Below are 21290 nucleotides of genomic sequence, written 5' to 3'. Positions count from 1 at the left end.
TAGGGCGTCGCCGGCCCCGGGAGGCACGGCAACCGTCACGCGACGTGATCGCGGCGACCCGCGGCCAGCTACCTCCTACTACCGCCTACCGCCGCGAGATATCACCGCCGCCCGCCCCCCGCGCAGACCCAGACGGAGCGAGCGGGGATCCAGGCCCTGTGCCCGTTCTCCCAGCCCCAGTGGCCAGGGTCATGACGCCAGAAACAGCCGGCCGCCGCCTTGCCGACATGGCTCGGCGCCTCCGCGGCCACGGCGGCCGGAGCCACGGACAGGACCGAGCCCAACACAGCGGCGGCGACCACCAGGGAATATCTGCGACCTTTTCGGTACTCCATGCCCGCTCCCCCCGGCGCGTCGCGCCGTCTCATTGAGGAAGTTCCGGATGGGATATGGGCGAAAGATACCCGTGATTACCGAGAGTCAACCAGATCGGTGACGTTCGGTAGTACCAGTCAGAACCATCGAGCACGTTTTCCACCGGCTCGCCGCGCCTGGACGGGGGGCCCGGGCGACACCACCCGCCGGTCACGGTGCTCCGGCGTCATGGTGGCGAGCACCGGGCATGGGGAAGAGACTGCGGACATGGGCGGGGGGTCGGGGTCGAGCCCCGCTGGACCACCCGCCGGCCCTGGCGGCCCTGGCGGCCCTGGCGGCCAGGCGGTCGCCGCGGGTGGGGCCCCGGGCCGCGAGGCTGGCTCCGCGGCCGGCGCTCTGGACGGCCGGACGGTCGTGGTCACGGGCGCGAGCGCGGGCATCGGCGCGGCGGCCGCGCGGCGTTTCGCCACCCTGGGTGCCCGCGTCGTCGTGGTGGGGCGATCCCCGGAGCGGACCCCGGCGGTCGCGGCGAGCATCGGCGCGGTCCCCCTGCTCGCGGACTTCGCCCGGTTGGACGACGTTCGGCGAGTGGCTGCCGAGATCCTGGGGCTGTGCCCGCGTATCGACGTGCTGGCGAACAACGCCGGGGCGATGTTCCCGGAACGGCGAGTCACCGCGGACGGCCACGAGATGACCTTCCAGGTCAACCATCTCGCCGGGTTCCTGCTCACCGGCCTGCTGATGCCACGGCTGGCCTCGACGCCGGGCTCCCGAGTGGTCATGACCAGCAGCGTCATCAACCGGCTCGGGCATATCGACCTCGACGATCTCGACCGGACCCGCCGTCCCTACCGGCAGTTCCCGGCCTATGCCGACAGCAAGCTCGCGAACGTCCTGTTCGTCCGAGAGCTCACCCGCCGGGTCGCGGCCCGGGCCATCGCGGGCCCGGGGGCCTACTGGCCGACCGCGACCGCCTTCCATCCCGGCTTCGTCGCCAGCAGCTTCGGCCGCGACACCCGGTCCGTGATCCGGCTGCGCGGCCGGTGGTGGGCCCGGTTCGTCACGCGCACTCCCGACCAGGGCGCGCGGCCACTGGTCGCGCTCGCCGTGCGCGCCGACCCGCGCACCGTCGACGGCGCCTACCTGCACCGTTTCCAGCACCACGAGCGCCTGCTGACATCCCGCGAGTCACGCGACCCGGATCTCGCCCGCGGCCTCTGGGACCGCAGCGTCGCCCTCGTCGGCCTGCCCGGCTGACGGCCGGGCAGGCCGACGAGCGGTCGCGCCAGCGACCTTCGAGCCGATCCGGCCTAGCGCTTGTTGAGCAGGCCGGCGTCGACGGGGACGACCGTGCCGGTCACGTAGCGGGCGTCATCGGACACCAGCCACGCGATGGCGTTGGAGATGTCGACCGGCTCCACCAGGTCGACGGGCATCGCGTTGGTCAGCGCGCCCGCGAGCGCCGGCGACCTCTCCAGGATCGCGGCCAGGTTCCCGTCGCCGGCCATGGGCGTGCGCACCGCCGTCGGCGCGACGCTGTTCACCCGGATGCTGTACTGCGCCAGGTAGTTGGCCCACGACCGCATCAGCCCGATGACGCCGTGCTTGGCGGCGGTGTAGCCCAGGAAACCCGCCACGGGGATACCCACGCCGATCAGGCCGCCCGTGGAGCTGGTCAGCACGATCGACCCGCCCTGGTTCCGCTTGACCATCGGCGGGATCGCGACACGGCCGGTGTTCCAGACGCCCGTGAGGTTGACGGCGACGACGTCATCCCACTCGGCCTCCTCCGAGGCGCTTCCGCCACCCGCGCCGATGCCGGCGTTCGCCACCACGATGTCGACCGATCCCAGCTCGGCCACGCCCTCGTCATAGGCCTTCCGCAGCGAGGCCACATCGCGCACGTCGGCCTGCCGGGCGACGATGCGCCGGCCGGTCGCCTCGACCTCCTTCRCCGTCTGGGCGAGCTCCTCCGCCGTGCCCATCGGGTACGTCACCGTGGCGATCTGGGCGCAGATGTCCACCGCGATGATGTCGGCGCCCTCCTGCGCCAGCCGGATCGCGTGGCTGCGGCCCTGGCYGCGCGCGGCACCGGTGATGAACGCGACCTTGCCGTCCAGTTTTCCCATTACCCATCCTTAGCTCATGGTGCGGAGGTCAGGGCCGGGCATTCCGCGATGACAAGCGGGCGCCCACGCTAGCCGACGGTGATCGGCAACGTTTCCCAACCGCGCATCGTCGACGTCGACGACAGCGCGACGTTTTCCCAGTCGACATCCCACGTCGGGAAGCGCTTCACGAACTCCTCGAGCGCGATCCTGGCCTCGAGCCGGGCGAGTGAGGCTCCGAGGCAGTAGTGGGTGCCGAACCGAAGGTGCGCAGGTTGCTGACCTTGCGGTGGATGTCGAACCGGGCGGGCTCCGGCCAGCAGTCCTCGTCCCGGTTCGCCGAGGCGAGCAGCAGCATCATCGCGCTGCCGGCGGGCACGGTCCGGTCGTGCAGCTCGACGTCGGCCGTGACGTACCGGGCGACGGCGTGGCCGGTCGGCTCGAACCGCAGGGTCTCCTCGACCGCGTTCGGGACCAGTCCCGGATCGGCCACCAGCTCGGCGCGCTGGTCGGGGTGCCGGTCGAGCAGCGCGGCCAGCCAGCCGATCAGCCGGGCCGTGGTCTCGTTGCCGGCGCCGGCCAGGACGGTGACGTAGGTCAGGATCTCCGCGCGGGTGAGCGTGCGGGTCGTGCCGGCCGTGTCCACGAACTCGGCGCGCAGCAGCTCGGTCATCAGGTCGTCCGACGGGTGCCCGGCGCGCCAGTCGATGTAGTCGGCGAACAGGTCAGTGTCCATCAGCGCCTTCTCGGACACCTTCATCTGCTGCCCGGGCTCGGTGCGCAGCTTCGCGTCCGCGCGCTCGCGGACCGCCGCCTGGTCCGATTCCGGGATGCCGAGCAGCATCCCGATCACGCGCATCGGCACCTCGTTCGCGAACTCCGTCATGACGTCGAAGCGGCCGGCGCCGCCGAGCCGGTCAAGACAGCGGGTGCAGAAGTCCCGGATCTCCGTCTCGAGCGAGGCGACCCGCCGCGGCGTGAACACCCGCGCGAGAAGACCTCGATGGATGTCGTGGGCCGGCGGGTCCTCCATCAGCAATGTGCCCGGTGGAATCCGGATGTTCGCCTTGATGACTTCCAGGATCGGCCCCCGGGCGGAGGAGAACGTCTTCCAGTCGATGAGGCCACGATTGATGTCCTCATAGCGGCTGAGCACGTAGAAGTCGTGCTTGTCGTTGTGGTAAAGGGGCGCCTCGGCGCGCAGCCGTTGGTAGACGGGATAGGGGTCCGTGGCGATATCACGATCGAAGGGATCCCAGTAGACCGCGCCGTCACGACTCACCTGGCGAGCCCCTTTCGATGACCGCGGCACCGCGGCTGGCAACGCCCGGTCGGACGCACGGAAGTATTAACAGCCGTTCTAGCTGGGCGATCGCCCAATGTCAACAGATGTCGCTCGCCGGGCCGCCCGCCCGCCGATCGCGGGATCGGCGGACGGGCGGCCCGGCTGCCCCGGCTACCGGGAGGCCGGGTCCAGATCGCCCGCCACCAGGGGCGGCGTCACGGTCGCCGCGCCGGGGACCGCCGCGGCCGCCTGGGCCTTGTTCGGCGCGAGCGCCGCGACCAGCGCGCCCGCGGCGGCGACCACCGCGGCGACGATCTCGGCGTGCCGGAAGCCGTGCATGAACGCGGCCGCCGACTCATAGCCGCCGTTCGCCGCGAACACGGCGGCGAGCACCGCCACCCCGAAGACGCCGCCCGTCTCGCGCACGGTGTTGTTCGTGCCGGCGGCCAGGCCCGACTCGGTGATCGCGACCGAGCCGACGACCGCGTTCGCGACCGTCGGGAAGACCATCGAGATCCYGATTCCGGAGACGACGAGCGGCAGTATCAGCGAGCCGTAGCCGACGCCGGGCTTCGCCTCCAGCCCCAGCCACAGCAGGCCACCGGCCTGCAGGAACATCCCGCCGAGCAGGAACGGCTTGTTGCCCAGCCTGTCGGAGAGCACGCCGGCGACCGGGGCGACCAGCATCGGCATCGCGTTCCAGACCAGCATGCGCAGCCCGGCACCCAGCGGATCATGCCCCAGCCCCGTCTGGAACATCTGGGCGACCATGAACAGCGAGCCGATCAGGGAGAAGGAGAGCAGGAACGCGACGCCGTTGGCGGTGGAGAACCCGCGGCGGCGGAAGTACTCCAGGGGAATCATCGGCGCGGGGGTGCGGCGCTCCCAGTACAGGAATGCCGCCAACAGGACGACGCCGGCGGTGAGGGCGCCGATCGTCTCGCCGCTGGCCCAGCCGACGGACGGCGCGCGCACGGGCGCCCAGGTGAGGGCGAGGAGCCCGGCCGCGGCCAGGACGAGGCCGGGCAGGTCAAGCTGGGTGCGGCCGCCGTGGCTCTCGGGGACCTTCAGCAGGCAGAGCACCATCGTGACCAGGCCGACCGGCACGTTGATCCAGAAGATCCACTGCCAGTCGAGCCCCTGAATGATCACGCCGCCCAGCACCGGGCCCGCGGCGACACCGAGGCCGGTGATGGCGCCCCAGATCCCAATGGCCGCACCGCGCTTCTCCACGGGGAAGGCGTCGCTGACCAGGCTCAGCGAGAGCGGGAGAACGGCGGCGGCGCCCAGTCCCTGGACCACCCGCGCGGCGATCAGCGCGTCGGTGCCGCCGGCCAGCGCGCAGGCGATGGAGGAGGCGACGAAGACCCCGAGGCCCAGGACGTAGACCGTTCGCTTGCCGAACCGGTCGCCGAGAGCGGACGCGGTGAGCATCCCGCACGCGAACGCCAGGTTGTACCCGTTGATCGTCCACTCGAGATCGGACAGGCTCGCGTGCAGATGTTGCCGCAACGACGGCAACGCGGTCGACACGACGACGACGTCGAGCGACGTGACAAATGCGCCGATCGACGCGAGGACCACTATCCAGCCGGCGGACGGTGCGGCCGCCGTTTTGGTGCGCGATGGCATCTGGAACCCTTTCCGGTGGCCGCCGGTCGAATGCGGCCTCACACAATGGAGACCAGCCCCGCGGCACAGAGGAATCGGTCTCCAGGCGGCGGCGGGTCACACCTCCGGCGGCGTGTCGGGGAAGCCGAAAAGCCGGACCAGCGCCGGGTCGACGAAGGTCGTGATGCGGGTGACCTGGTGACCGTCCGTGCGCAGGACCGTGACCCCGAAGGGCAGGTGCGGCTCCTGCGCCTGGCGGCGGCGGTACGCGACGGCCGCGGGCTGGCCGTTGGCCACGACGGGGTACAGCAGATACCGCCCCGGGGTGGTCAGCACATGACCCGCCAGATGGGCCAGGCAGGCCCGCTTGCCGGGAAGCCAGCGACCGAGGGGCACGACCTCCAGCGAGGCGTCGGCGCGGAGCAGGTCGGTCATCGCACCGACGTCGGCGCGCTCGAACGCCGTCATGAACCGGTCCAGGACCGCCCGGGCCGCGGGTGAGTCGGGTTCGACGAGCGTCTCGGGGCTCGCGGCCACCTCGTCGAGCCTCGCGCGGGCGCGCTGCAGGGCGCTCTTGACCGCGGCCACGCTCATGTTCAGCATGTCCGCGACCTCGGTCGCGGGAAACGCCAGCGCCTCGCGCAGGATGAACACCGCGCGCTGGCGGGCCGGCAGGTGCTGCAGGCTCGCGACCAGCGCCAGCCGCAGGCTGGAGCGGGCCGCCACCACCTCGGCCGGGTCTCCCCCGCCGCCGAGGAGGTCCGGGAACGGCTCGAGCCACAGCACCTCCCCCGCGGGCGCCGGCATCGGCACGTCGGGGTCCTGACCCGGGACGCCCAGCCCGGACGGCAGCACCCGGCGAGGGCTCTGCCGCAGGGCGGTCAGGCACACGTTGGTCGCGATCCGGTAGAGCCACGCCCGCACCGAGGAACGTCCCTCGAACGACCCCCATGCCCGCCACGCCCGCAGATAGGTCTCCTGGACGAGGTCCTCGGCCTCGTGCAGCGAGCCGACCATCTTGTAGCAGTGGGCCAGAAGCTCGGCCCGGTACGCCTCGGCGTCCCGGAGGAAGTCATCCCGGTCGACGGCGGGCAGGACTGTCGCGGTCATACGGGCTATGACCTCCGCCGCCGGCAAAAGGAATCGGTCGAGGCGCGATTGGTCAGACGCGGACCGCTTTCCACCCATGCTTGATGCATGTCTCATGCATCATGCATGATGACTGCCCAGCGCACATGATGTGCGCTATGCATTCATCCAGGCCCAGCGGGTGGAGCCCCTGCCGGTGAGCGCCGCCGTGTCCCCAGCCGCCCCCGTCTCCCCCGTGTCCACCCGGCGGGTCGTGGTCGTGCTGGCCGGCGCCGGCACCATGGTCTCCCTGATGCAGACCCTGGTCATCCCGCTGCTCCCCGAGCTGCCCAGGCTGCTGCACACCAGCACCGCCAACGCCTCCTGGGTCATCACCGCGACGCTGCTCACCTCGGCCGTCGCCACGCCGCTGCTGGGCCGGCTCGGGGACCTCTACGGCAGGCGCCGGCTGATGCTGACAGCCGTGCTCTCCCTGACGGCGGGCTCGCTGGTCTGCGCGCTGGGCTCGACCCTGCTCACCATGGTCATGGGGCGCACGCTGCAGGGCCTGGGCATCTCCGTCATCCCGCTCGGCATCAGCATCATGCGCGACGTGCTGCCGTCGGAGAGGCTCGGCCCGGCGGTCGCGCTGATGAGCTCCTCGCTCGGCGTGGGCGGGGCGCTCGGCCTGCCGCTGTCCGCCACCGTCGCCCAGCATCTCGGCTGGCACGCGCCGTTCTGGTTCGCCGTCGGCCTGGGGTGTGTCTTCGCCGTACTGATCATCGCCGTGGTGCCCGAGTCGCCGGTCCGGGTGAGGCAGCGGTTCGACGCCCCGGGAGCGGTCGGGCTGTCGGTGGGCCTGGTGGCGCTGCTGCTGCCGATCTCCAAGGGCGGCGACTGGGGCTGGACCAGCATGCCCGTGCTCGGGCTTCTCACGGTCTCCGCGGTCGTCCTCGGGTCCTGGGCGATGTGGGAGCTGCGTGCCGCGGCGCCGATCGTCGACCTGCGCAGCAGCGCCCGCCGGCCCGTGCTGATGACCAACCTCGCCACCGTCGCCGTCGGGTTCGCCATGTACTCCGCGAACCTGCTCGGGCCGCAGATGCTGCAGCTGCCCACCGCGACCGGCTACGGCCAGGGCCTGTCCATGCTCCAGGCCGGGCTGCTGATGGCACCCGGAGGCCTGGCCATGATGGCGTTCTCGCCGGTGGCCGCGCGCATGAGCCAGGCTTTCGGCCCACGGTCCTGCCTGCTGCTCGGCACCATGGTCATCTGTTGTGGCAACGTCCTGGCCCAGCTGCTCATCGGCACCGCGTGGGGCGTCCTGGTGTTCACCATCGTGAACAGCGCCGGGGTCGGCTTCGCCTACGCCGCCATGCCGAACCTGATCATGAGGTCGGTTCCGGTGTCGGAGACGGCCGCGGCCAACGGCCTCAACTCGCTGGCCCGGTCGCTGGGCACGTCCACCGCCAGCACGGTTATCGGTCTCGTCCTGGGCCAGTTGACGATCCAGCTCGGATCGGTCGCCGTACCCTCCGAGACCGGCATCCGGGTATGCCTGGCGATCGGCGCCGCCGGCGCGCTCCTCGCCACCCTCGTGGAGCTGGCCATCCCCGTACGCCCCGCGCCCCAGCCGCCGAGGGCCCCGGTCGGCAGCCTTGAGAAGATCACGAGGCCCGCGACCGGTTGAGAGAAGGGGAGGTAACCACGCGTGGTTGCCTCTCGGTACGACGAAGTCGGAGATGGAGACGACGTGCGAGCGCAGGAGATCACCCGGCTCGAGCACGAGCTGATGCTGCTCACCCGCCACCCGTCCATCGGGCAGCTCTCCGCGGCCTTCCGCGTCAACGCCTCCACCGTGCACCGCCAGACCGCGGCCATCGTGCGCGCCGGTCTAGCCGAACGCATCCCCGACCCCGACGGCGGCATGGCCCGCAAGTTCCAGCTCACGGAGAACGGCCGCGACCGGCTGCGCCAGCACCACTCCTGGTCGGTCCAGGCCTCACCCGGGTCCTCACCGAATGGGACGGCGAGGCGATCCACGGTCTCGTCCAGGCACTGACCCGGCTCAACGCCAGCATCCAACAGCGGCTACAGACCCTGGCCCCCGAGCCCGAGGACACCGTCCCGGCCGACCGCTGACCGGGGCGACCCGCGTCCCGGGCCAGATGGTCTGCGAGGCTGGTGCTTGTGGGACGGATTGGTGCGCTGGTGCGGGCCTGTCACCCGGAGCCGACCGTGGCGGTGACGCTGTTCGCCGCCGCGCTGGCGATCGCCGTCGGACGCTCGGCGGGCGGTGTCGCCGCGGTCGCGGCGGCGGTCGTCACGGGGCAGCTGTCCGTGGGCTGGAGCAACGACGTCATCGACCGTCACCGGGACGCGATCGGCGGGCGGGCCGAGAAGCCCGTCGCCGCGGGCGGTGTCACGCCGAGAACCGTCGCGCTCGCGGCCGCGGTCGCGCTGGTCGCCTGCGTCCCGCTGTCGTTCGCCTCCGGCTGGCGGGCGGGGTGGGTTCATCTGGGCGCGGTCGCCAGCGCGTGGGCGTACAACCTCGGCCTCAAGGCGACGCCGCTGTCGGTCGTGCCCTACGCGGTGTCGTTCGGGCTGCTGCCCACGTTCGTCGTCCTCGGGCTGGAGGGGCATCCGCTGCCGCCGTGGTGGCTGCCGCTGGCGGGTGCCCTGCTCGGGTGCGGAGCACATTTCGCGAACACGCTGCCCGATCTCGCCGCGGACGCCCAGGCCGGGGTCCGGGGGCTGCCGCAGCGTCTCGGGGCCGCCGGCGCGCGCTGGTCGGCCGTGCTGCTGCTCGTCGCGGGCTCCGTCGTCGCCCTGCTCGGCCCGGGCGCCAACGCGTGGCGTCTAGCCGTCCTCGTCCTCGTGGCCGCGCTGACGGCGTTCGGTCTCCGGCTCGGCGACCGGCACGCGTTCCGCGCCGCCCTGGTGATCGCCGCGATCGACGTCGCCCTGGTCGTCGCCGGCGGCACCCAGCTGCGCTGACCCTGGCCTACTGACACTGGCCGCGCCACCAGGACTCGTCACGGCCGGCAGCCTCGAGCGCATCGATCGTCGCCCATACGTGGGCGACGAACGGCTTGGGAGGTCGAACGCCATGGTCGGTGAGATAGTGCGCCAGCCCTTCCGGCCAGACGTATGTTCCGTCGCTTAGTTCGAGGCTGCCGTTGTCACGACCGCAGATCCGACACGGCGAGACACCCATATACGCGCCGTGGACGAATCCGCGTCGCAGGTAGTCCGCGACAAGGTCGCGCTCGTCGGCATCCCAGTTCGCGTCGATGAAGTCCCCCGGCGACGGCCAGCCCTCGGCGCCCTTGCCAGCCCAGTAACCGATGAGGATCAGCCCGGATCGGGCCATCACCGCTCGCCCCCGTTCAGAAATTCGAACGCATTCCCACATTCATGGGCGTCGACGCGCGTCAGGACAGCCGCGAGTCTGCCAGACCCGCGCGCTGGCTCGGCGCGTGAGGCTGAGCAAGATCGGTCGGGCGGGGAGTGGGGTGCGGCCGACAGACTGGCCTCATGCCGCTTCCCGGACGTGACCGCCTGCGCGAGCTGCTCGACGCGGTGCTCGCCGGCGCCGACGAGGGCGTCCCGCGCTCGCTCGACGAGATGGCCGGGGAGGCGTTCTCCTCGCCGTTCCACTTCAGCCGGCTGCTGTCGCGCGGCGCGGGTGAGCCGCCGGTGGCGATGCGGCGCCGGGTGATGCTGGAGCGCGCCGCCTGGCAGCTGCGGCGCGGATCGACGGTCACGGACGCGGCCTGGGCCGCGGGCTACGACTCCGTCGACGGCTTCACCCGTGCCTTCACCAGGGCCTTCGGCCATCCGCCGAGCGTGCCCGCCGGCAGCCACTGGCTGCCGGCGCCGAACGGCATCCACTACCACCCACCGATGTCGCTGTGGGTGCACTCCACGGAGCAGACGATGAACCCCCTCACCGAACAGCTGGTCAGCCACGACCTTGACGACACCCGGGCGCTCCTGGAGATCGTCAAGGGGCTGCCCGACGCCGAGCTGCGCGCCGAGCGGCTTCCCTTCCCGACGGTGACGTCCTGGGAGGGTCCCGAGCGGTCGATCGCCGCGGTGCTGGAGCACCACATCTGGACGAAGGAGGTCTGGCTGGCGGCGATCGAGGGCCTCGACCTGCCGCCGCGGGACGAGAACGACGGCGTCGCGCGGCTGCTGGAACGCCACGACGCCACGGCCGGCCGGTGGCTGGCGGTGGTGCGCGACATCGAGGCCCGCGGCGCGTGGGACGACCGGCTCATCGACGCGCTGTGCGACCCGCCGGAGAGCTTCGTCCTGAGCGGCGTCGTCGCGCATGTCCTCACCTACGCGGCGCACCGCCGCCAGCTGACGCGCCACCTGCTGCGCGCCGCGGGACACGAGGTCGACGACGGCGACCCGATCATGTGGCTGCGCGCCGTCCGCGGCGAGGCCGACAACCACCCGGCGACCGGGACGGAAGGTAACGACCGATGAGCCGCACGACCTACTACACCGCGACCACCCTCGACGGCTTCATCGCCGACGAGCACCACTCGCTCGACTGGCTGGTCACCCAGGACATCGACCAGGCCGGCCCGATGAACCACAACGACTTCATCGCGAACGTCGGCGCGCTGGTGATGGGGTCCTCCACCTACCAGTGGCTCCTCGACAACCACATCTCCACCGGCGGCACCTGGGACTACCAGCAGCCGGCGTGGGTGCTGACCAGCCGCGACCTCAGGCCCGTCGACGGCGCCGACATCCGGTTCGCGCGCGGCGACATCCGGCCGGTGCACGCCGCGGCCGTCGAGGCCGCCGGGACGAAGGACGTCTGGGTGGTCGGCGGCGGCGACCTCGCCGGTCAGTTCGCCGACCACGGCCTCCTCGACGACCTGATCGTCTCCATCGCCCCCGTGACCCTCGGCGCCGGCAAGCCACTGCTCCCCCGCCGGCTCGACCTGCGCCTCGTCGAGGTCACCCGCAACCGGGCCTTCGCGTGCGCCCGCTACGACCTGGCCGGCCCGCGCGCCTGACCGGTCGGTAACGGACCGTCGTAACCCCGGCCGTCCAGAGGAGCGGGACGGCCGGGGTTACGACGGCTTGCACCGCGGGGCCTTCTCCGCCTTGGGCAGCACGAGGTTCGTGGCGACCGCCGACAGCGACAGGCCCGACGCGTCGGTCGACGCCTTGGTGATGTCCAGCTGGAAGGGCAGCTCGCCGACCGGGATCGGGATCGACGGGATCAGCTCGCCGAGACCGCCCAGCGGGATGTTGAGGTTGAGCAACCCGCGCAGGGTGATCTCGGTGGGAACCAGGATGAGCTTGTTGTCGCGCACCTCGAACGTCGTGACACCGCCGACCCGCTGGGATCCGAGCAGCGGGACATCCGCCGTGCCGGTGATCTCGACGCGCCGCCCGTTGTCCGTCGGGGTGATCTGGAGGTCACCCGGCTGGGTGGCGAGGAAGGTGTTGAGGTCGTCGTAGCGGACCCGGACCGTCGCCTGCGCGCTGTCGACACGCACCTCTCCGACGTCGTTCCTGACGATCTGGCTGAACGGGACGTGGATGCCCTTCAGATGCGCCTGGATCGAGGCGATCCGCAGATCCGGGGTCGAGAGGTTCTCGACGTTCACGCCGATGTTCTGGAACTTCCCGAACAGCACCTGGGTGAGGAACGGGAAGCCCCCGATGCTGACGTCCTTCACCGTCGGCGGCGGGGCGCCGCAGGCCACGTTCTCCACGACGCTCGTCCTGAGCTGCTTCGCCATCTCCCGTTCGGCGACGGAGACCGCGACCCGGTCGAACACCACGAGCAGCAGGATCAGCACCAGCGGGATCGCGGTGAGGATGATGACGCGACGCCGGGGAGGGTGCCATCGCGTCGGCGGCTCGACGCCGACCCCGCCCCCGACCCCGGGTCCCGCCCCCGACGCGTCGTCCGGTGGCCGGCCGCCGCCCGAGCCGGGCGGTGCGGCGTCGAAACCGCCGTACGCCGCGGCGGGGTACAGCACCTCGTAACCGCTGTCCTGCCCGGTTGGCCGGGCCCATCCCCGGGTCTCGTCCCAGGGCTCGGCGGCGGCCGTGGGCGCGACCCGACCCGGGCGGTAGGAGCTCGCGGGCGGCGGCGGATCGGTCGGGCCGAAGGTGCCGGGCGGCCGCGCGGGTACGGGCGTCGAGCCGGGCGGCACGGTCCGGCGAGGGATGTGCTGGGTCGCGGACCCGTCGGCGTCGGGCGCCTCCGGCCATCCTCGGGAGGCTCCGGGTCGCGGGACACGGGTGGCGTCTCCGGGCTCCCGCCCGTCCTCGCCACGTTCCTGGTTCACCGAATCTTCTCCCGCTCCCGCGCGCCAGAACCCTGACGTCGCGCCAGCCGCCTCACGGCGGGCCATCCCGTCCATCCACCTGCGTCGCTACCCGCGGCGGACGCCGTCCGCTGGCTTTCGGCTGGCTTCGCCGGCCCCAGCGACCACTCTCGCACCCGGCCGCAATGCCGGCTCCGAAGCGTCGCGCTTCGTACTGCGCCCGCGGCGGACGCACGTCCTCAGCCTTGTCCGGGACGGGCCGGTCTGGGCCCAGGCGGGGCTCCGTGTCGAGCTCGGTCCTGTCCACGGCCAGGTCCACGCCCAGGTCCAGCGGGGTCCGCGCTGGTCGGCGGATGTCCGGCCTGTGGACCTCCCGCGACGGGCTTCCGCGGTGCGCTCGGCTCCGCCGCGCTCGGCGCCACTGTGGTCGCCACCACCAAAGCGGAAGGATCTCATCCGTTTGCACTACCGTAACCGGAAGAAGTTCTTCCAGTAGAAGGATGGGCAGGCCGGCCAGGCTCCGTCCACCTCTTTGATCTTGGCCCRAAGGGTGACGCATGACCGAGCTGTCCGAAAAGGTGGTGGACCGTCCCGCGCGGGCGACGGCGCGCCCGGCGCAGGCGGCGATCCGCGCGACCACGTCCCCCGGCCRCGCGAGGCTGCAGCTCCTCGCGGTCGGCATCGCCGCGCTGATGGTGTCGATGGCGCAGGGACTACTCGTCCCGGTGCTGCCGATCCTGCCGGCCGAGCTGCACACCAGCCAGACCAACGCCGAGTGGCTGCTGACCTCGACGCTGCTCGTCGCCGCGGTCGCCGTGCCGGTGTTCGGCCGGCTGGGCGACATGTTCGGCAAGCGCCTGATGCTGCTGATCGCGGTCGCGACGCTGGCGGTCGGGTCGCTGATCTGCGCGCTGACCGACGACGTCGGCCTGATGATCGCCGGCCGCGCGCTGCAGGGGGTGTCGGGAGCGGCGGTCCCGCTCGGGATCAGCCTGCTCAGCTCGCTGCTGCCGCGGGAACGCGCCGGCTCCGCGATCGCGCTGATCAGCGCGATGCTCGGCGTCGGAACCGCGCTGAGCCTCCCGGTGGCCGGCGTGATCGGCGAGCACGCGGACTTCCACGTGCTGTTCTGGATCACCTGCGTCGGCGGCGTGATCGCGTTCGCCGGTGTGCTCGGGCTCGTGCCCGAGGCACCCAACCGCAGCGGCGGGCGGGTGGACCTGGTCGGAACCGCCCTGCTGAGCGCCGCCCTCGTCGCCCTGCTCCTGCCGCTGGCGGAGTCCGCCAGCTGGGGCTGGGGCTCCGCCCGGGTGCTCGGCCTGCTCGCGCTCGCCGTGGTCCTGCTCGTGGCGCTGGTCCTCGCCGAGCGCCGGATCCGCGGGCCTCTCGTCGACATCGCGACGCTGCGCCGCCGGCCGCTCGTCCTGACGAACCTCGCCTCGCTGCTGTTCGGGTTCGCCCTGTTCGCCTCCCTGATCGGGACGTCGTCCTACGTCCAGGCGCCCGAGGCGACCGGGTACGGCTTCGCGTCGTCGATGCTCGTCGGCGGTCTCACGCTGCTGCCCAGCGGCATCTGCATGCTCCTGCTCGCGCCGGTCTCCGCGCGGCTGGTCGCGATGCGCGGCGCCGGGCGGACCCTCGCCCTCGGCGCGATCGTCGTCGCCTTCGGCTGGGGGATGCGCATCGTCCTCACCGACTCGCTCTGGCAGATCATCCTCGGCGCCTCCATCGTCGGCATCGGCACCGGCATCGGCTACGCCGCCATGCCCTCCCTCATCAACGCCTTCACCCCACCGGCGGAGATCGCCGCGGCCAACGGGATGAACACCCTGTTCCGGGCCATCGGCAGCTCGCTCGCCAGCGCCATCGGCGGCAGCATCCTGGCGGCGCAGACGATGTCCCTCGGCTCGGCCGACCTGCCCTCGCTGACCGGCTACCGGGAGCTGTTCGCGCTCTGCGCCGCCGCCGGCGTCGCGGCCGCGATCGCCGCGCTGGCCATCTCGCCGCGCGCCTCCCGGCAGGCAGGGCAGGTCTCCTGACGGCGCAGGTCGAGATCCTTGCTGGCCCAGGCGCCCGGCCCCACATCGCGAGATGCCGGGGCCGGACGCGTCGGGTTCACCGCCGGGCGGTCCGCGCGTTCCGCGACGGCGCCGGCCCGAGGTGGGGCGGGCCGGGTGGCGGGACCGAGTGGGCGGGGCGGGCCGGGGCGGTCCCCCTCGTGGTCGCCCGGGGCCGCCGGCCGAGCGCTGACTATTCCGGCTGTCGCGACCGGGCGCGCCCTACGATCGGCCGTATGACGTCGCCGTTGGCCGTGCCCGCCGCCAGTGCCGTGCTGCTGCGTGACCGGCCGTCCGGGCCGGAGGTGCTGCTGCTGCGGCGCAGCCTCACCGCGTCGTTCGGGCCTGGCGCGTGGGTGTTCCCCGGCGGGCGGGTCGATCCCGGCGATCTGGGCGGCGAGGACACGGGTGACGCGTCCGTCGAGCTGGCGGCCGCCCGCCGGGCCGCCGTGCGGGAGACGGCGGAGGAGGCGGGCCTCACCATCGACGGCGCCGCGCTGACCCCGTTCTCGCGCTGGTGCCCGCCCGCCGCCGCGACGCGTCGTTTCCTGACCTGGATGCTGCTCGGCCAGGCGCCCGAGCAGGGCGTCACCGTGGACGGCGGCGAGATCATCGAACATCGCTGGGTGCGCCCGGCGGACGCCCTGGCCGCGCGTGACAAGGGCGAGCTCGAACTGCTGCCACCGACCTGGGTGACGCTGTGGGCGCTCGCGCCGCATCCCAGCGTCGCCGCCGCCCTGGCCGCCGCGTCGGCCGCGGCACCCGAGCTGTTCGAGACCGAGTTCACCCAGGTGCCCGGCGGGCTTCTCGCGATGTGGCACGGCGACGAGGGGTACAGCGRCACCCCGCCCGCCAGCCGGGAGGGCGCCCGCCACCGGCTGTGGATGCTCGACAACGGCTGGCGGTACGAACGCGCCTTCTGATCTCCGGATGGGATGAACGCCCGAACCCCGAACAGGAACCCAGAAAGAACGAACGCCGTAAAAGAGAAGCGCGGCCGCCCGGACGGGCGGCCGCGCTGCAGGTTTTCCTGTCACCGGGACAGATCGACCCTCGGTCAGAACGGAAACGACCGTTCATGATCTGGTGGATTTCTCGGGGCTGTGGCTCCCAGAATCGCACCAGATCATGAAACGTGGCCCCGACGGCATCATCTGGTCGAACTCCCGGCCGCTGGAGACCTGGTCAGTCCCCCGGCCACACGCCGGTCGCGCGTCGGAAACCGAGCGCGCCGAGACGGTTGACGGCCGTGCTGGTCGCGGCGAAGATCGCCCCCTGCAGGGCGGCGGCGAGGACGACCTCGGCGAAACTGTGGTCCAGCCGCAGCGCGTCCGGAGTCTCGTCCTCCCCCGCGGCCGCCGACCACACCTTCCGGACGATGGCCCCCGAGACGGCTCCCGCCAGGACGCCGCTGACCATGCCGACAGGCTTGTAGGCGAGTTTCTTTCCCGTGCTCACCTGCGCTTCCTCCTCACGGCCCAGGCCAGGACGGCCGCGGCGCCGGCGACAACCGCGCACTTCTTGGCGGCGGGTGAGGACAGCTTGCCGTCGGTGCGCTGGTCCAGCTGGGTCGTGAGCTCGGCCGTCTTCTGCCGGGCCGGAGCGGTGACCTCCGCGGCCTTCTGCACGGCCGGAGCGGTCACCTCCGCCACCTTCTGCCGAGCCGGAGCCGTGACCTCGGCCGCCTTGTGCACCGCCGGAGCGGTCACCTCCGCCACCTTCTGCACGGCCGGAGCGGTCACCTCCGCCACCTTCTGCACGGCCGGAGCGGTCACCTCCGCCACCTTCTGCCGAGCCGGAGCCGTGACCTCGGCCGCCTTGTGCACCGCCGGGGTTGTCACATCAACGGCCTTCTGCCGGGTGGCCGCGCCGATCTGGGCCGCCTTCTGCCCGACCTCGGTGGCCTTCGTCWGGGCGCGGGACTTGACGTCCAGCTTGCCGGCCAGCGCGTCGACGGTCTCGCCCAGCTCGGCGCGGGTCCGGTCCCGGTCGGCGCGCAGCACGTCGGGATCGGTCGCCGGCGCGGTCTGCTCTGTCATCGCTGTCGTGCCTCCTTGACGGTGTGAAGATCGTCCTTGACGCCCTCGATGGCGTCGACGGGCAGCGGCGGAGTGGCCTGGCTGACTTCTTTCTTGCCGGTCAGCGCCAGGACGCCGGCGATCGCCACCAGCACGGCGCCGACAATCAGCGCTGCCAGCCACGCGGAGACCGCCGTCGCCAGGCCGAGGACGGCTGCGGCGAGCAGCACACCGACGCCGAAAACAGCCGCGACGCCGGCCCCGCCCAGCATTCCGCCACCCAGAGCCGCCTTCTTTCCCTTTCGGCTCATCTCCGCCCGAGCGAGCGCGAGCTCGTCGCGCACGAGCCGGCTCACCTGCTCGGACAGCCGCGTGACCAGTTCCCCGGCGGTGGCATCGCTGCCCGGGGTCCGGACCTCGTTACCCACTGACATGACGGACCTCAATACTCCCGGCTGGTGTGAACAACGTTTCGGTGATCGGGCTTTGCCCCGGGCGGGCCGCCATACACCTGCCGCTCGGGGATTTGGTCCTACCGAGCCCGCCGGACCACCGACCGGGCCACGGCGCGACGGTCGGCCGTCGCCGTTTCGACCGGGCGAAGCGGGCTGACCAGCGTATGTTCACCCGCGCTTCATCGGTCAGTTCTACGTTTCTGGGATGACTACCGCCCATCACGAGCCCAGCTGGATCGAGCTGACCGGGGCCCACAACGTGCGGGACCTCGGCGGGCTGCCCGCCGCCGGGGGGACCGTCCGCCCTCGGGTGCTGCTCCGCGGCGACAACCTGGACAGCCTCACCACCGAGGATGTCGCCTTGCTGCGTGACGACGTCGGACTGCGCGGCGTCGTGGACCTGCGCGCGCCGTTCGAGAACCCCAGGGAGGCCGAGTGGTTCCCTCAGCTCGGCGTCACCTGGCTGCACGAGCCGCTCATGGACTTCACCGGCCTCTCGGACCAGCGGGCGCTGCGTGACCGCATCGGCAACGACTACACCTCGTTCTACGCATACATGCTCGAGTGGTCCGGTGCCGGGCTCGCCCGCATCCTGGAGTTCCTCGTGTCGGGCCCGCGCACACCCGCCCTCGTGCACTGCGCGGCCGGCAAGGACCGCACCGGCATCGTGACGTCGGTCCTGCTCGCCGTCGCCGGCGTCGATCGCGACGCGATCGTCGCGGACTACCTGGCCACGGAACAACGGATCCAGGCGGTCCGGGAGGCGCTGGCCCAGCGGGAGGAATACCGCCACCTGCGCGAACAGGCCGCCTCGAACCAGTCCACCGGGGCCACCGGGTCACTCGGGTCACTCTCGCTCGACCCGCGCGCCATCATCACCGTCCTGGACACCGTCGAGGCCGCGCCCGGTGGCCCGGCCGGCTTCCTCATCGCGAACGGCGCGACCCAGGAGCAGATCGACCGCTGGCGCGAAATGATCATCGAGCCGAGCTGACCGGAGAAGACTCGACGACGGGTTTCCGCCCGCGCCACCGCCATCCGCCCTCCCGGGCGGGTTCCTTCCCCGCCCGGCCTGGCTCCGCCCACCGTTGACCTCTACCTCACTTGAGGTTCTACGGTGGAGGCATGATCTTCAGCGACGCCGAGCAGCGGTTTCTGCTCCGCCAGCCCCGAGGGCACCTGTCGACCATCGGACCGGACGGCGTGCCGCAGGTCAAGCCGCTCGGGTTCACCTACAACCCCACCCTGGGAACGATCGACATCGCGGGCTACAGGATGGCGTCCAGCGCCAAGTACCGCAACGTCCAGGCCAATCCGCGGGTGGCGTTCGTCGTCGACGAGGTGACCGGGCAGACCATGCAGGGCGCGCACTTCCTGGAGATCCGCGGGGTCGCCGAGATCGCAACGCTCCCGCCGGCCGACCCGCATCTCGCGGCGGAGATCATCCGGATCCATCCGCGGCGCGTGGTCGCCTACAACGTCGACCCGGACAGTCCGGGCCTGCACACACGCGACGTCACGGACGACATCGCGCACGGCGTCACGCACGACAGCGACTGGCCCAGGACGGCGTGAGCGCATGCGCGCGATCGAGGTGGCCCGCTTCGGCGGCCCGGAGGTTCTCGTTCCCACCGACCTTCCCGACCCGGTTCCCGGCCCGGGCGAGGTCCTCCTCGCCGTCACCGCCAGCGACGTGATGTTCGTTGACATCATGGTCCGGTCCGGCCTGGGCAAGGATGTCTTCCCGATCCGACCCCCTTACGTGCCAGGCAACGGGGTCGGCGGGCGGGTCGTCTCGGTGGGCGACGGCGTCGAGGACGGCTGGCTGGGGCGACAGGTCATCGCCCACACGGGCGGCCCCGGCGGCTGGGGAGGCTACGCCGAGCGGGCCGTCGCCGCGGCGGACGAACTGGTGATGGTGCCCGACGGCGTCGACCCGCTCGACGCCGTCGCGGCGCTGCACGACGGGCCGACCGCCCTGCGTGTCGTCGAGCTCGCCCGCGTCAGGCCCGGTCAGTGGGTCCTGGTCCTGGGTGCCGCCGGAGCGATGGGCATCCTGCTCGTCCAGCTGCTGCGCGCCCGTGGTGCGCGGGTCGTCGGCGCGGCCCGCGGCGACGCCAAGCTCGACGCCGTCGCGGCCGTCGGCGCCGACGCCGTCGTCGACTACAGCCGGTCTCGCTGGACGAACCAGGTGCTGGAGGCGACGAGCGCCGCCCGCGTCGACGTGGTGCTCGACGGGGTGGGCGGCACCCTCGGCCGGGAGGCCTACTGGCTCGTCGCCGACGGCGGGCACTTCTCCGCCCACGGCACGCCCAGCGGCTCCTTCGCCCAGATCGACCCGGACGACGCCCGCGAGCGAGCGGTCACGGTCACCGGCATCGGCGACCTGCGGATTTCAGCCCCCGAACGGACCCGCCTTGCCCGCGGCCTCCTGGCTGGCCTGGGCCGCCAGGTACGTCCGGTCATCGGGCAGGCATTCCCGCTCGCTGAGGCAGCCAAGGCCCATGCGGCGATGGAGAACCGGGAGGCGATCGCCAAGACCGTTCTGACCGTGGGCTGACCATCAGCGGTACGCCGCGCCGGCGACGCGGAAGGACCGCATGCTCGAACGCTCGAACGCCGTCACGCTCCCGGTGGCCGCGGCCTGCTCCCGCCGAGAGGTAGGACCACGGTGACCACGGCGCCGCCGTCGGGATGGTTGGCGGCGGCCGCGTGGCCGCCGTGGGCGGCCGCGATGGCGGCCACGATGGCGAGGCCGAGACCGGCGCCGCCGTCGACGCGGCCGCGGGCGGCGTCGGCGCGCGTGAACCGTTCGAAGGCATGCGGGAGGAACGCCGGCGGGAAGCCCGGGCCACGATCGCGCACCTCGATCATCACGGCGGGTAGAGCGGCCGCGCCCTCGGCACGGATCTCGGTGGGTGTGGCGCGGACGTCGATGGATGAGCCGGCGGGTGCGTGTCTGATGGCGTTGCTGAACAGGTTGTCGACGGCCTGGCGGATCCGGTCCGGGTCCGCGTCGAGGGTGACGGGCTCGGTCCTGGCAAGCCGAAGGGTCGTCCCGGCGCTCCGGGCCGCGGGCAGGGCGGATCTGACGGCGCGTTCGAGGAGTGGCGTGAGGGGCGTCCGCTCGGGGTGGACGAACTGGCCCGGATCCGCGTCGTAGCGGGCGAGAGCGAGCAGGGTCTCGGCCAGCCGGACCAGGCGGTCGGTCTCGACCGTCGCGCTGGACAGCGCCGCGGTCAGGTCCTCGTGGGTCCGGCCCGGCCGTAGGGCCAGCTCCAGCTCGGCCTTGAGGTTGGTCAGCGGGGTGCGCAGTTCGTGGCCCGCGTCCGCGACGAAGGCCCGGTCACGGGTGCGCGCGACGTGCAGCCGGTCCAGCAGGTCGTTCAGGGTCCTGGCGAGCGCGGCGAGCTCGTCGCGCGTGGGTGGGACCTCCAGATGGCCACCGAGGTCGGCCACGCTCATCGCGGCGGCCTGCCGGCGCATGCGCTCGACGGGCCGCAGCGCCGCGCCGGAAAGCCACCACGCCGMCAGGGTGGACAGGGCGACCAGCGGGACGCAGGCAATCGCCATCACGTCACGGATGCGGTCCTCGGCGTCGTCGGTGATGTCCCGGGGCGCGGCGACGACAAGCACCACCGAACCCACGGACAGGACGTTGACGGGCTCCGCGAGAACTCTCGCTTCCTCCCCATGCGTTCGGACGGTGACCAGCGTCGTCCCGCGCTGGCCCGCCTGGAGGACGTCGGCGCCGACCAGCGGTCGGGTCTCCGTGCTGGGGGACGCCGCGAGCACCCGGCCATCGGCCGTGACCAGCTGGGTGAGCGGGCTCGCGGACGCCAACGCGCGCTCGGGTGACGTGCCGGTCACCGCGATCCGGGTGCGCAGCGCCTCGGCACGGGCCGAAAGGGTCGCGTCCAKCGAGCGCCACAGACTCGCCCGCAGCTGAACGTAGAACAGCACGCCCGCGCCAGCGAGCACGAGCGTCGTGCCCAGGCCGAACAGCGCCGCGAGCCGAATCCGAAGGGACATCGACCGGCCGTTCAGGCCGCCCGGCCACCGGGCGGT

At 72.3% G+C, this 21290-nt stretch carries 20 protein-coding genes and 1 pseudogene; 11 read left to right on the top strand and 10 right to left on the bottom strand.

The window, feature by feature from the left end; translation table 11 throughout:
• Positions 1 to 582: 582 nt before the first annotated feature.
• Complete coding sequence (locus tag BL253_RS05310; protein ID WP_081438025.1) at positions 583 to 1572, top strand: SDR family NAD(P)-dependent oxidoreductase; 990 nt, start codon at positions 583 to 585, stop codon at positions 1570 to 1572.
• Between the two features lie 53 nt (positions 1573 to 1625).
• Here BL253_RS05310 and BL253_RS05305 read toward each other — a convergent pair whose 3' ends face one another.
• The 4 genes and pseudogenes from BL253_RS05305 to BL253_RS05290 form a co-directional block, all read right to left on the bottom strand.
• On the bottom strand, positions 1626 to 2444 hold the full coding sequence (locus BL253_RS05305; RefSeq protein ID WP_076814081.1) for a mycofactocin-coupled SDR family oxidoreductase: 819 nt from the start codon (positions 2442 to 2444) through the stop codon (positions 1626 to 1628).
• A 68-nt stretch (positions 2445 to 2512) separates the two neighbouring features.
• Positions 2513 to 3705, bottom strand: a pseudogene (locus tag BL253_RS05300) (cytochrome P450).
• A 174-nt stretch (positions 3706 to 3879) separates the two neighbouring features.
• Complete coding sequence (locus BL253_RS05295; protein WP_081438024.1) at positions 3880 to 5340, bottom strand: MFS transporter; 1461 nt, start codon at positions 5338 to 5340, stop codon at positions 3880 to 3882.
• Positions 5341 to 5436: 96 nt separating this feature from the next.
• A complete protein-coding gene (locus BL253_RS05290; protein ID WP_076814079.1) occupies positions 5437 to 6429 on the bottom strand; it encodes a sigma-70 family RNA polymerase sigma factor in 993 nt (330 codons plus the stop codon).
• A 175-nt stretch (positions 6430 to 6604) separates the two neighbouring features.
• On the opposite strand from BL253_RS05290, the gene BL253_RS05285 reads away from it, so the two are divergent.
• The 3 genes from BL253_RS05285 (at position 6605) to BL253_RS05275 (ending at position 9381) form a co-directional block, all read left to right on the top strand.
• On the top strand, positions 6605 to 8074 hold the full coding sequence (locus BL253_RS05285) for an MFS transporter (protein ID WP_241834549.1): 1470 nt from the start codon (positions 6605 to 6607) through the stop codon (positions 8072 to 8074).
• Between the two features lie 63 nt (positions 8075 to 8137).
• Positions 8138 to 8446, top strand: coding sequence for a MarR family winged helix-turn-helix transcriptional regulator (locus BL253_RS05280; RefSeq protein WP_241834548.1), 309 nt, complete (start codon positions 8138 to 8140; stop codon positions 8444 to 8446).
• A 176-nt stretch (positions 8447 to 8622) separates the two neighbouring features.
• Positions 8623 to 9381: a UbiA family prenyltransferase gene (locus tag BL253_RS05275; protein ID WP_241834547.1), complete on the top strand. Its 759-nt coding sequence runs from the start codon at positions 8623 to 8625 to the stop codon at positions 9379 to 9381.
• A 7-nt stretch (positions 9382 to 9388) separates the two neighbouring features.
• Here the strand turns inward: BL253_RS05275 and BL253_RS05270 are convergent, their stop codons facing one another.
• Entirely contained in the window at positions 9389 to 9757 is a 369-nt protein-coding gene (locus tag BL253_RS05270; RefSeq protein WP_076814169.1) for a hypothetical protein, read from the bottom strand.
• 164 nt (positions 9758 to 9921) lie between these two features.
• Here BL253_RS05270 and BL253_RS05265 point away from each other — a divergent pair, with 164 nt between their 5' ends.
• The gene (locus BL253_RS05265; RefSeq protein ID WP_076814076.1) at positions 9922 to 10881 is read left to right on the top strand and encodes a helix-turn-helix domain-containing protein; all 960 of its coding nucleotides are present in this window, start codon (positions 9922 to 9924) and stop codon (positions 10879 to 10881) included.
• The gene (locus tag BL253_RS05260; protein WP_076814074.1) at positions 10878 to 11423 is read left to right on the top strand and encodes a dihydrofolate reductase family protein; all 546 of its coding nucleotides are present in this window, start codon (positions 10878 to 10880) and stop codon (positions 11421 to 11423) included. Before BL253_RS05265 ends, BL253_RS05260 begins: the two co-directional genes overlap by 4 nt.
• Before the next feature lie 57 nt (positions 11424 to 11480).
• On the opposite strand, the gene BL253_RS05255 is transcribed toward BL253_RS05260, so the two are convergent.
• On the bottom strand, positions 11481 to 12713 hold the full coding sequence (locus BL253_RS05255) for an LmeA family phospholipid-binding protein (RefSeq protein WP_076814072.1): 1233 nt from the start codon (positions 12711 to 12713) through the stop codon (positions 11481 to 11483).
• 536 nt (positions 12714 to 13249) lie between these two features.
• Here BL253_RS05255 and BL253_RS05250 point away from each other — a divergent pair.
• Positions 13250 to 14731, top strand: a complete 1482-nt coding sequence (locus BL253_RS05250; protein ID WP_076814070.1) for an MFS transporter — start codon at positions 13250 to 13252, stop codon at positions 14729 to 14731.
• A gap of 254 nt (positions 14732 to 14985) precedes the next feature.
• On the top strand, positions 14986 to 15672 hold the full coding sequence (locus tag BL253_RS05245) for an NUDIX hydrolase (protein ID WP_076814068.1): 687 nt from the start codon (positions 14986 to 14988) through the stop codon (positions 15670 to 15672).
• A 262-nt stretch (positions 15673 to 15934) separates the two neighbouring features.
• On the opposite strand, the gene BL253_RS05240 is transcribed toward BL253_RS05245, so the two are convergent.
• Genes BL253_RS05240 through BL253_RS05230 form a run of 3 tightly spaced genes read right to left on the bottom strand, consistent with a single transcriptional unit; the run spans position 15935 to position 17201 of the window.
• Positions 15935 to 16207, bottom strand: coding sequence for a DUF4235 domain-containing protein (locus BL253_RS05240; RefSeq protein ID WP_076814067.1), 273 nt, complete (start codon positions 16205 to 16207; stop codon positions 15935 to 15937).
• Complete coding sequence (locus BL253_RS05235) at positions 16204 to 16788, bottom strand: DUF3618 domain-containing protein (RefSeq protein ID WP_076814066.1); 585 nt, start codon at positions 16786 to 16788, stop codon at positions 16204 to 16206. The genes BL253_RS05240 and BL253_RS05235 overlap by 4 nt, the downstream gene beginning before the upstream one ends.
• Positions 16785 to 17201, bottom strand: coding sequence for a phage holin family protein (locus tag BL253_RS05230; protein WP_076814065.1), 417 nt, complete (start codon positions 17199 to 17201; stop codon positions 16785 to 16787). Before BL253_RS05230 ends, BL253_RS05235 begins: the two co-directional genes overlap by 4 nt.
• A 226-nt stretch (positions 17202 to 17427) precedes the next feature.
• Between BL253_RS05230 and BL253_RS05225 the strand changes: the two genes are divergently transcribed.
• The 3 genes from BL253_RS05225 to BL253_RS05215 all read left to right on the top strand — a co-directional run bounded on the left by BL253_RS05225 (position 17428) and on the right by BL253_RS05215 (position 19782).
• Positions 17428 to 18216 (top strand): tyrosine-protein phosphatase, encoded by a 789-nt coding sequence (locus BL253_RS05225; protein WP_076814064.1) that lies wholly within the window; start codon positions 17428 to 17430, stop codon positions 18214 to 18216.
• A gap of 131 nt (positions 18217 to 18347) precedes the next feature.
• Positions 18348 to 18797, top strand: coding sequence for a PPOX class F420-dependent oxidoreductase (locus BL253_RS05220; RefSeq protein ID WP_076814062.1), 450 nt, complete (start codon positions 18348 to 18350; stop codon positions 18795 to 18797).
• A 4-nt stretch (positions 18798 to 18801) separates the two neighbouring features.
• On the top strand, positions 18802 to 19782 hold the full coding sequence (locus BL253_RS05215; RefSeq protein ID WP_076814060.1) for a zinc-binding dehydrogenase: 981 nt from the start codon (positions 18802 to 18804) through the stop codon (positions 19780 to 19782).
• A 62-nt stretch (positions 19783 to 19844) separates the two neighbouring features.
• Here BL253_RS05215 and BL253_RS05210 read toward each other — a convergent pair whose 3' ends face one another.
• The gene (locus BL253_RS05210; RefSeq protein WP_076814059.1) at positions 19845 to 21254 is read right to left on the bottom strand and encodes an ATP-binding protein; all 1410 of its coding nucleotides are present in this window, start codon (positions 21252 to 21254) and stop codon (positions 19845 to 19847) included.
• Positions 21255 to 21290 lie beyond the last annotated feature (36 nt).

It is taken from the genome of Pseudofrankia asymbiotica, assembly GCF_001983105.1.
In the GTDB taxonomy this organism is placed as follows: Bacteria; Actinomycetota; Actinomycetes; order Frankiales; family Frankiaceae; genus Pseudofrankia; species Pseudofrankia asymbiotica.
Note: the sequence above shows the minus strand (reverse complement) of the source record. Positions and strands in the feature narration are given on the sequence as shown.

Excerpts from the sequence above, each read along its gene's own strand:
- BL253_RS05310 (WP_081438025.1), top strand. The coding sequence starts at position 583 with ATGGGCGGGGGGTCGGGGTCGAGCCCCGCTGGACCACCCGCCGGCCCT.
- BL253_RS05290 (WP_076814079.1), bottom strand. The coding sequence starts at position 6,429 with ATGACCGCGACAGTCCTGCCCGCCGTCGACCGGGATGACTTCCTCCGG.
- BL253_RS05270 (WP_076814169.1), bottom strand. The coding sequence starts at position 9,757 with ATGGCCCGATCCGGGCTGATCCTCATCGGTTACTGGGCTGGCAAGGGC.
- BL253_RS05265 (WP_076814076.1), top strand. The coding sequence starts at position 9,922 with ATGCCGCTTCCCGGACGTGACCGCCTGCGCGAGCTGCTCGACGCGGTG.
- BL253_RS05260 (WP_076814074.1), top strand. The coding sequence starts at position 10,878 with ATGAGCCGCACGACCTACTACACCGCGACCACCCTCGACGGCTTCATC.
- BL253_RS05230 (WP_076814065.1), bottom strand. The coding sequence starts at position 17,201 with ATGTCAGTGGGTAACGAGGTCCGGACCCCGGGCAGCGATGCCACCGCC.
- BL253_RS05225 (WP_076814064.1), top strand. The coding sequence starts at position 17,428 with ATGACTACCGCCCATCACGAGCCCAGCTGGATCGAGCTGACCGGGGCC.
- BL253_RS05220 (WP_076814062.1), top strand. The coding sequence starts at position 18,348 with ATGATCTTCAGCGACGCCGAGCAGCGGTTTCTGCTCCGCCAGCCCCGA.
- BL253_RS05215 (WP_076814060.1), top strand. The coding sequence starts at position 18,802 with ATGCGCGCGATCGAGGTGGCCCGCTTCGGCGGCCCGGAGGTTCTCGTT.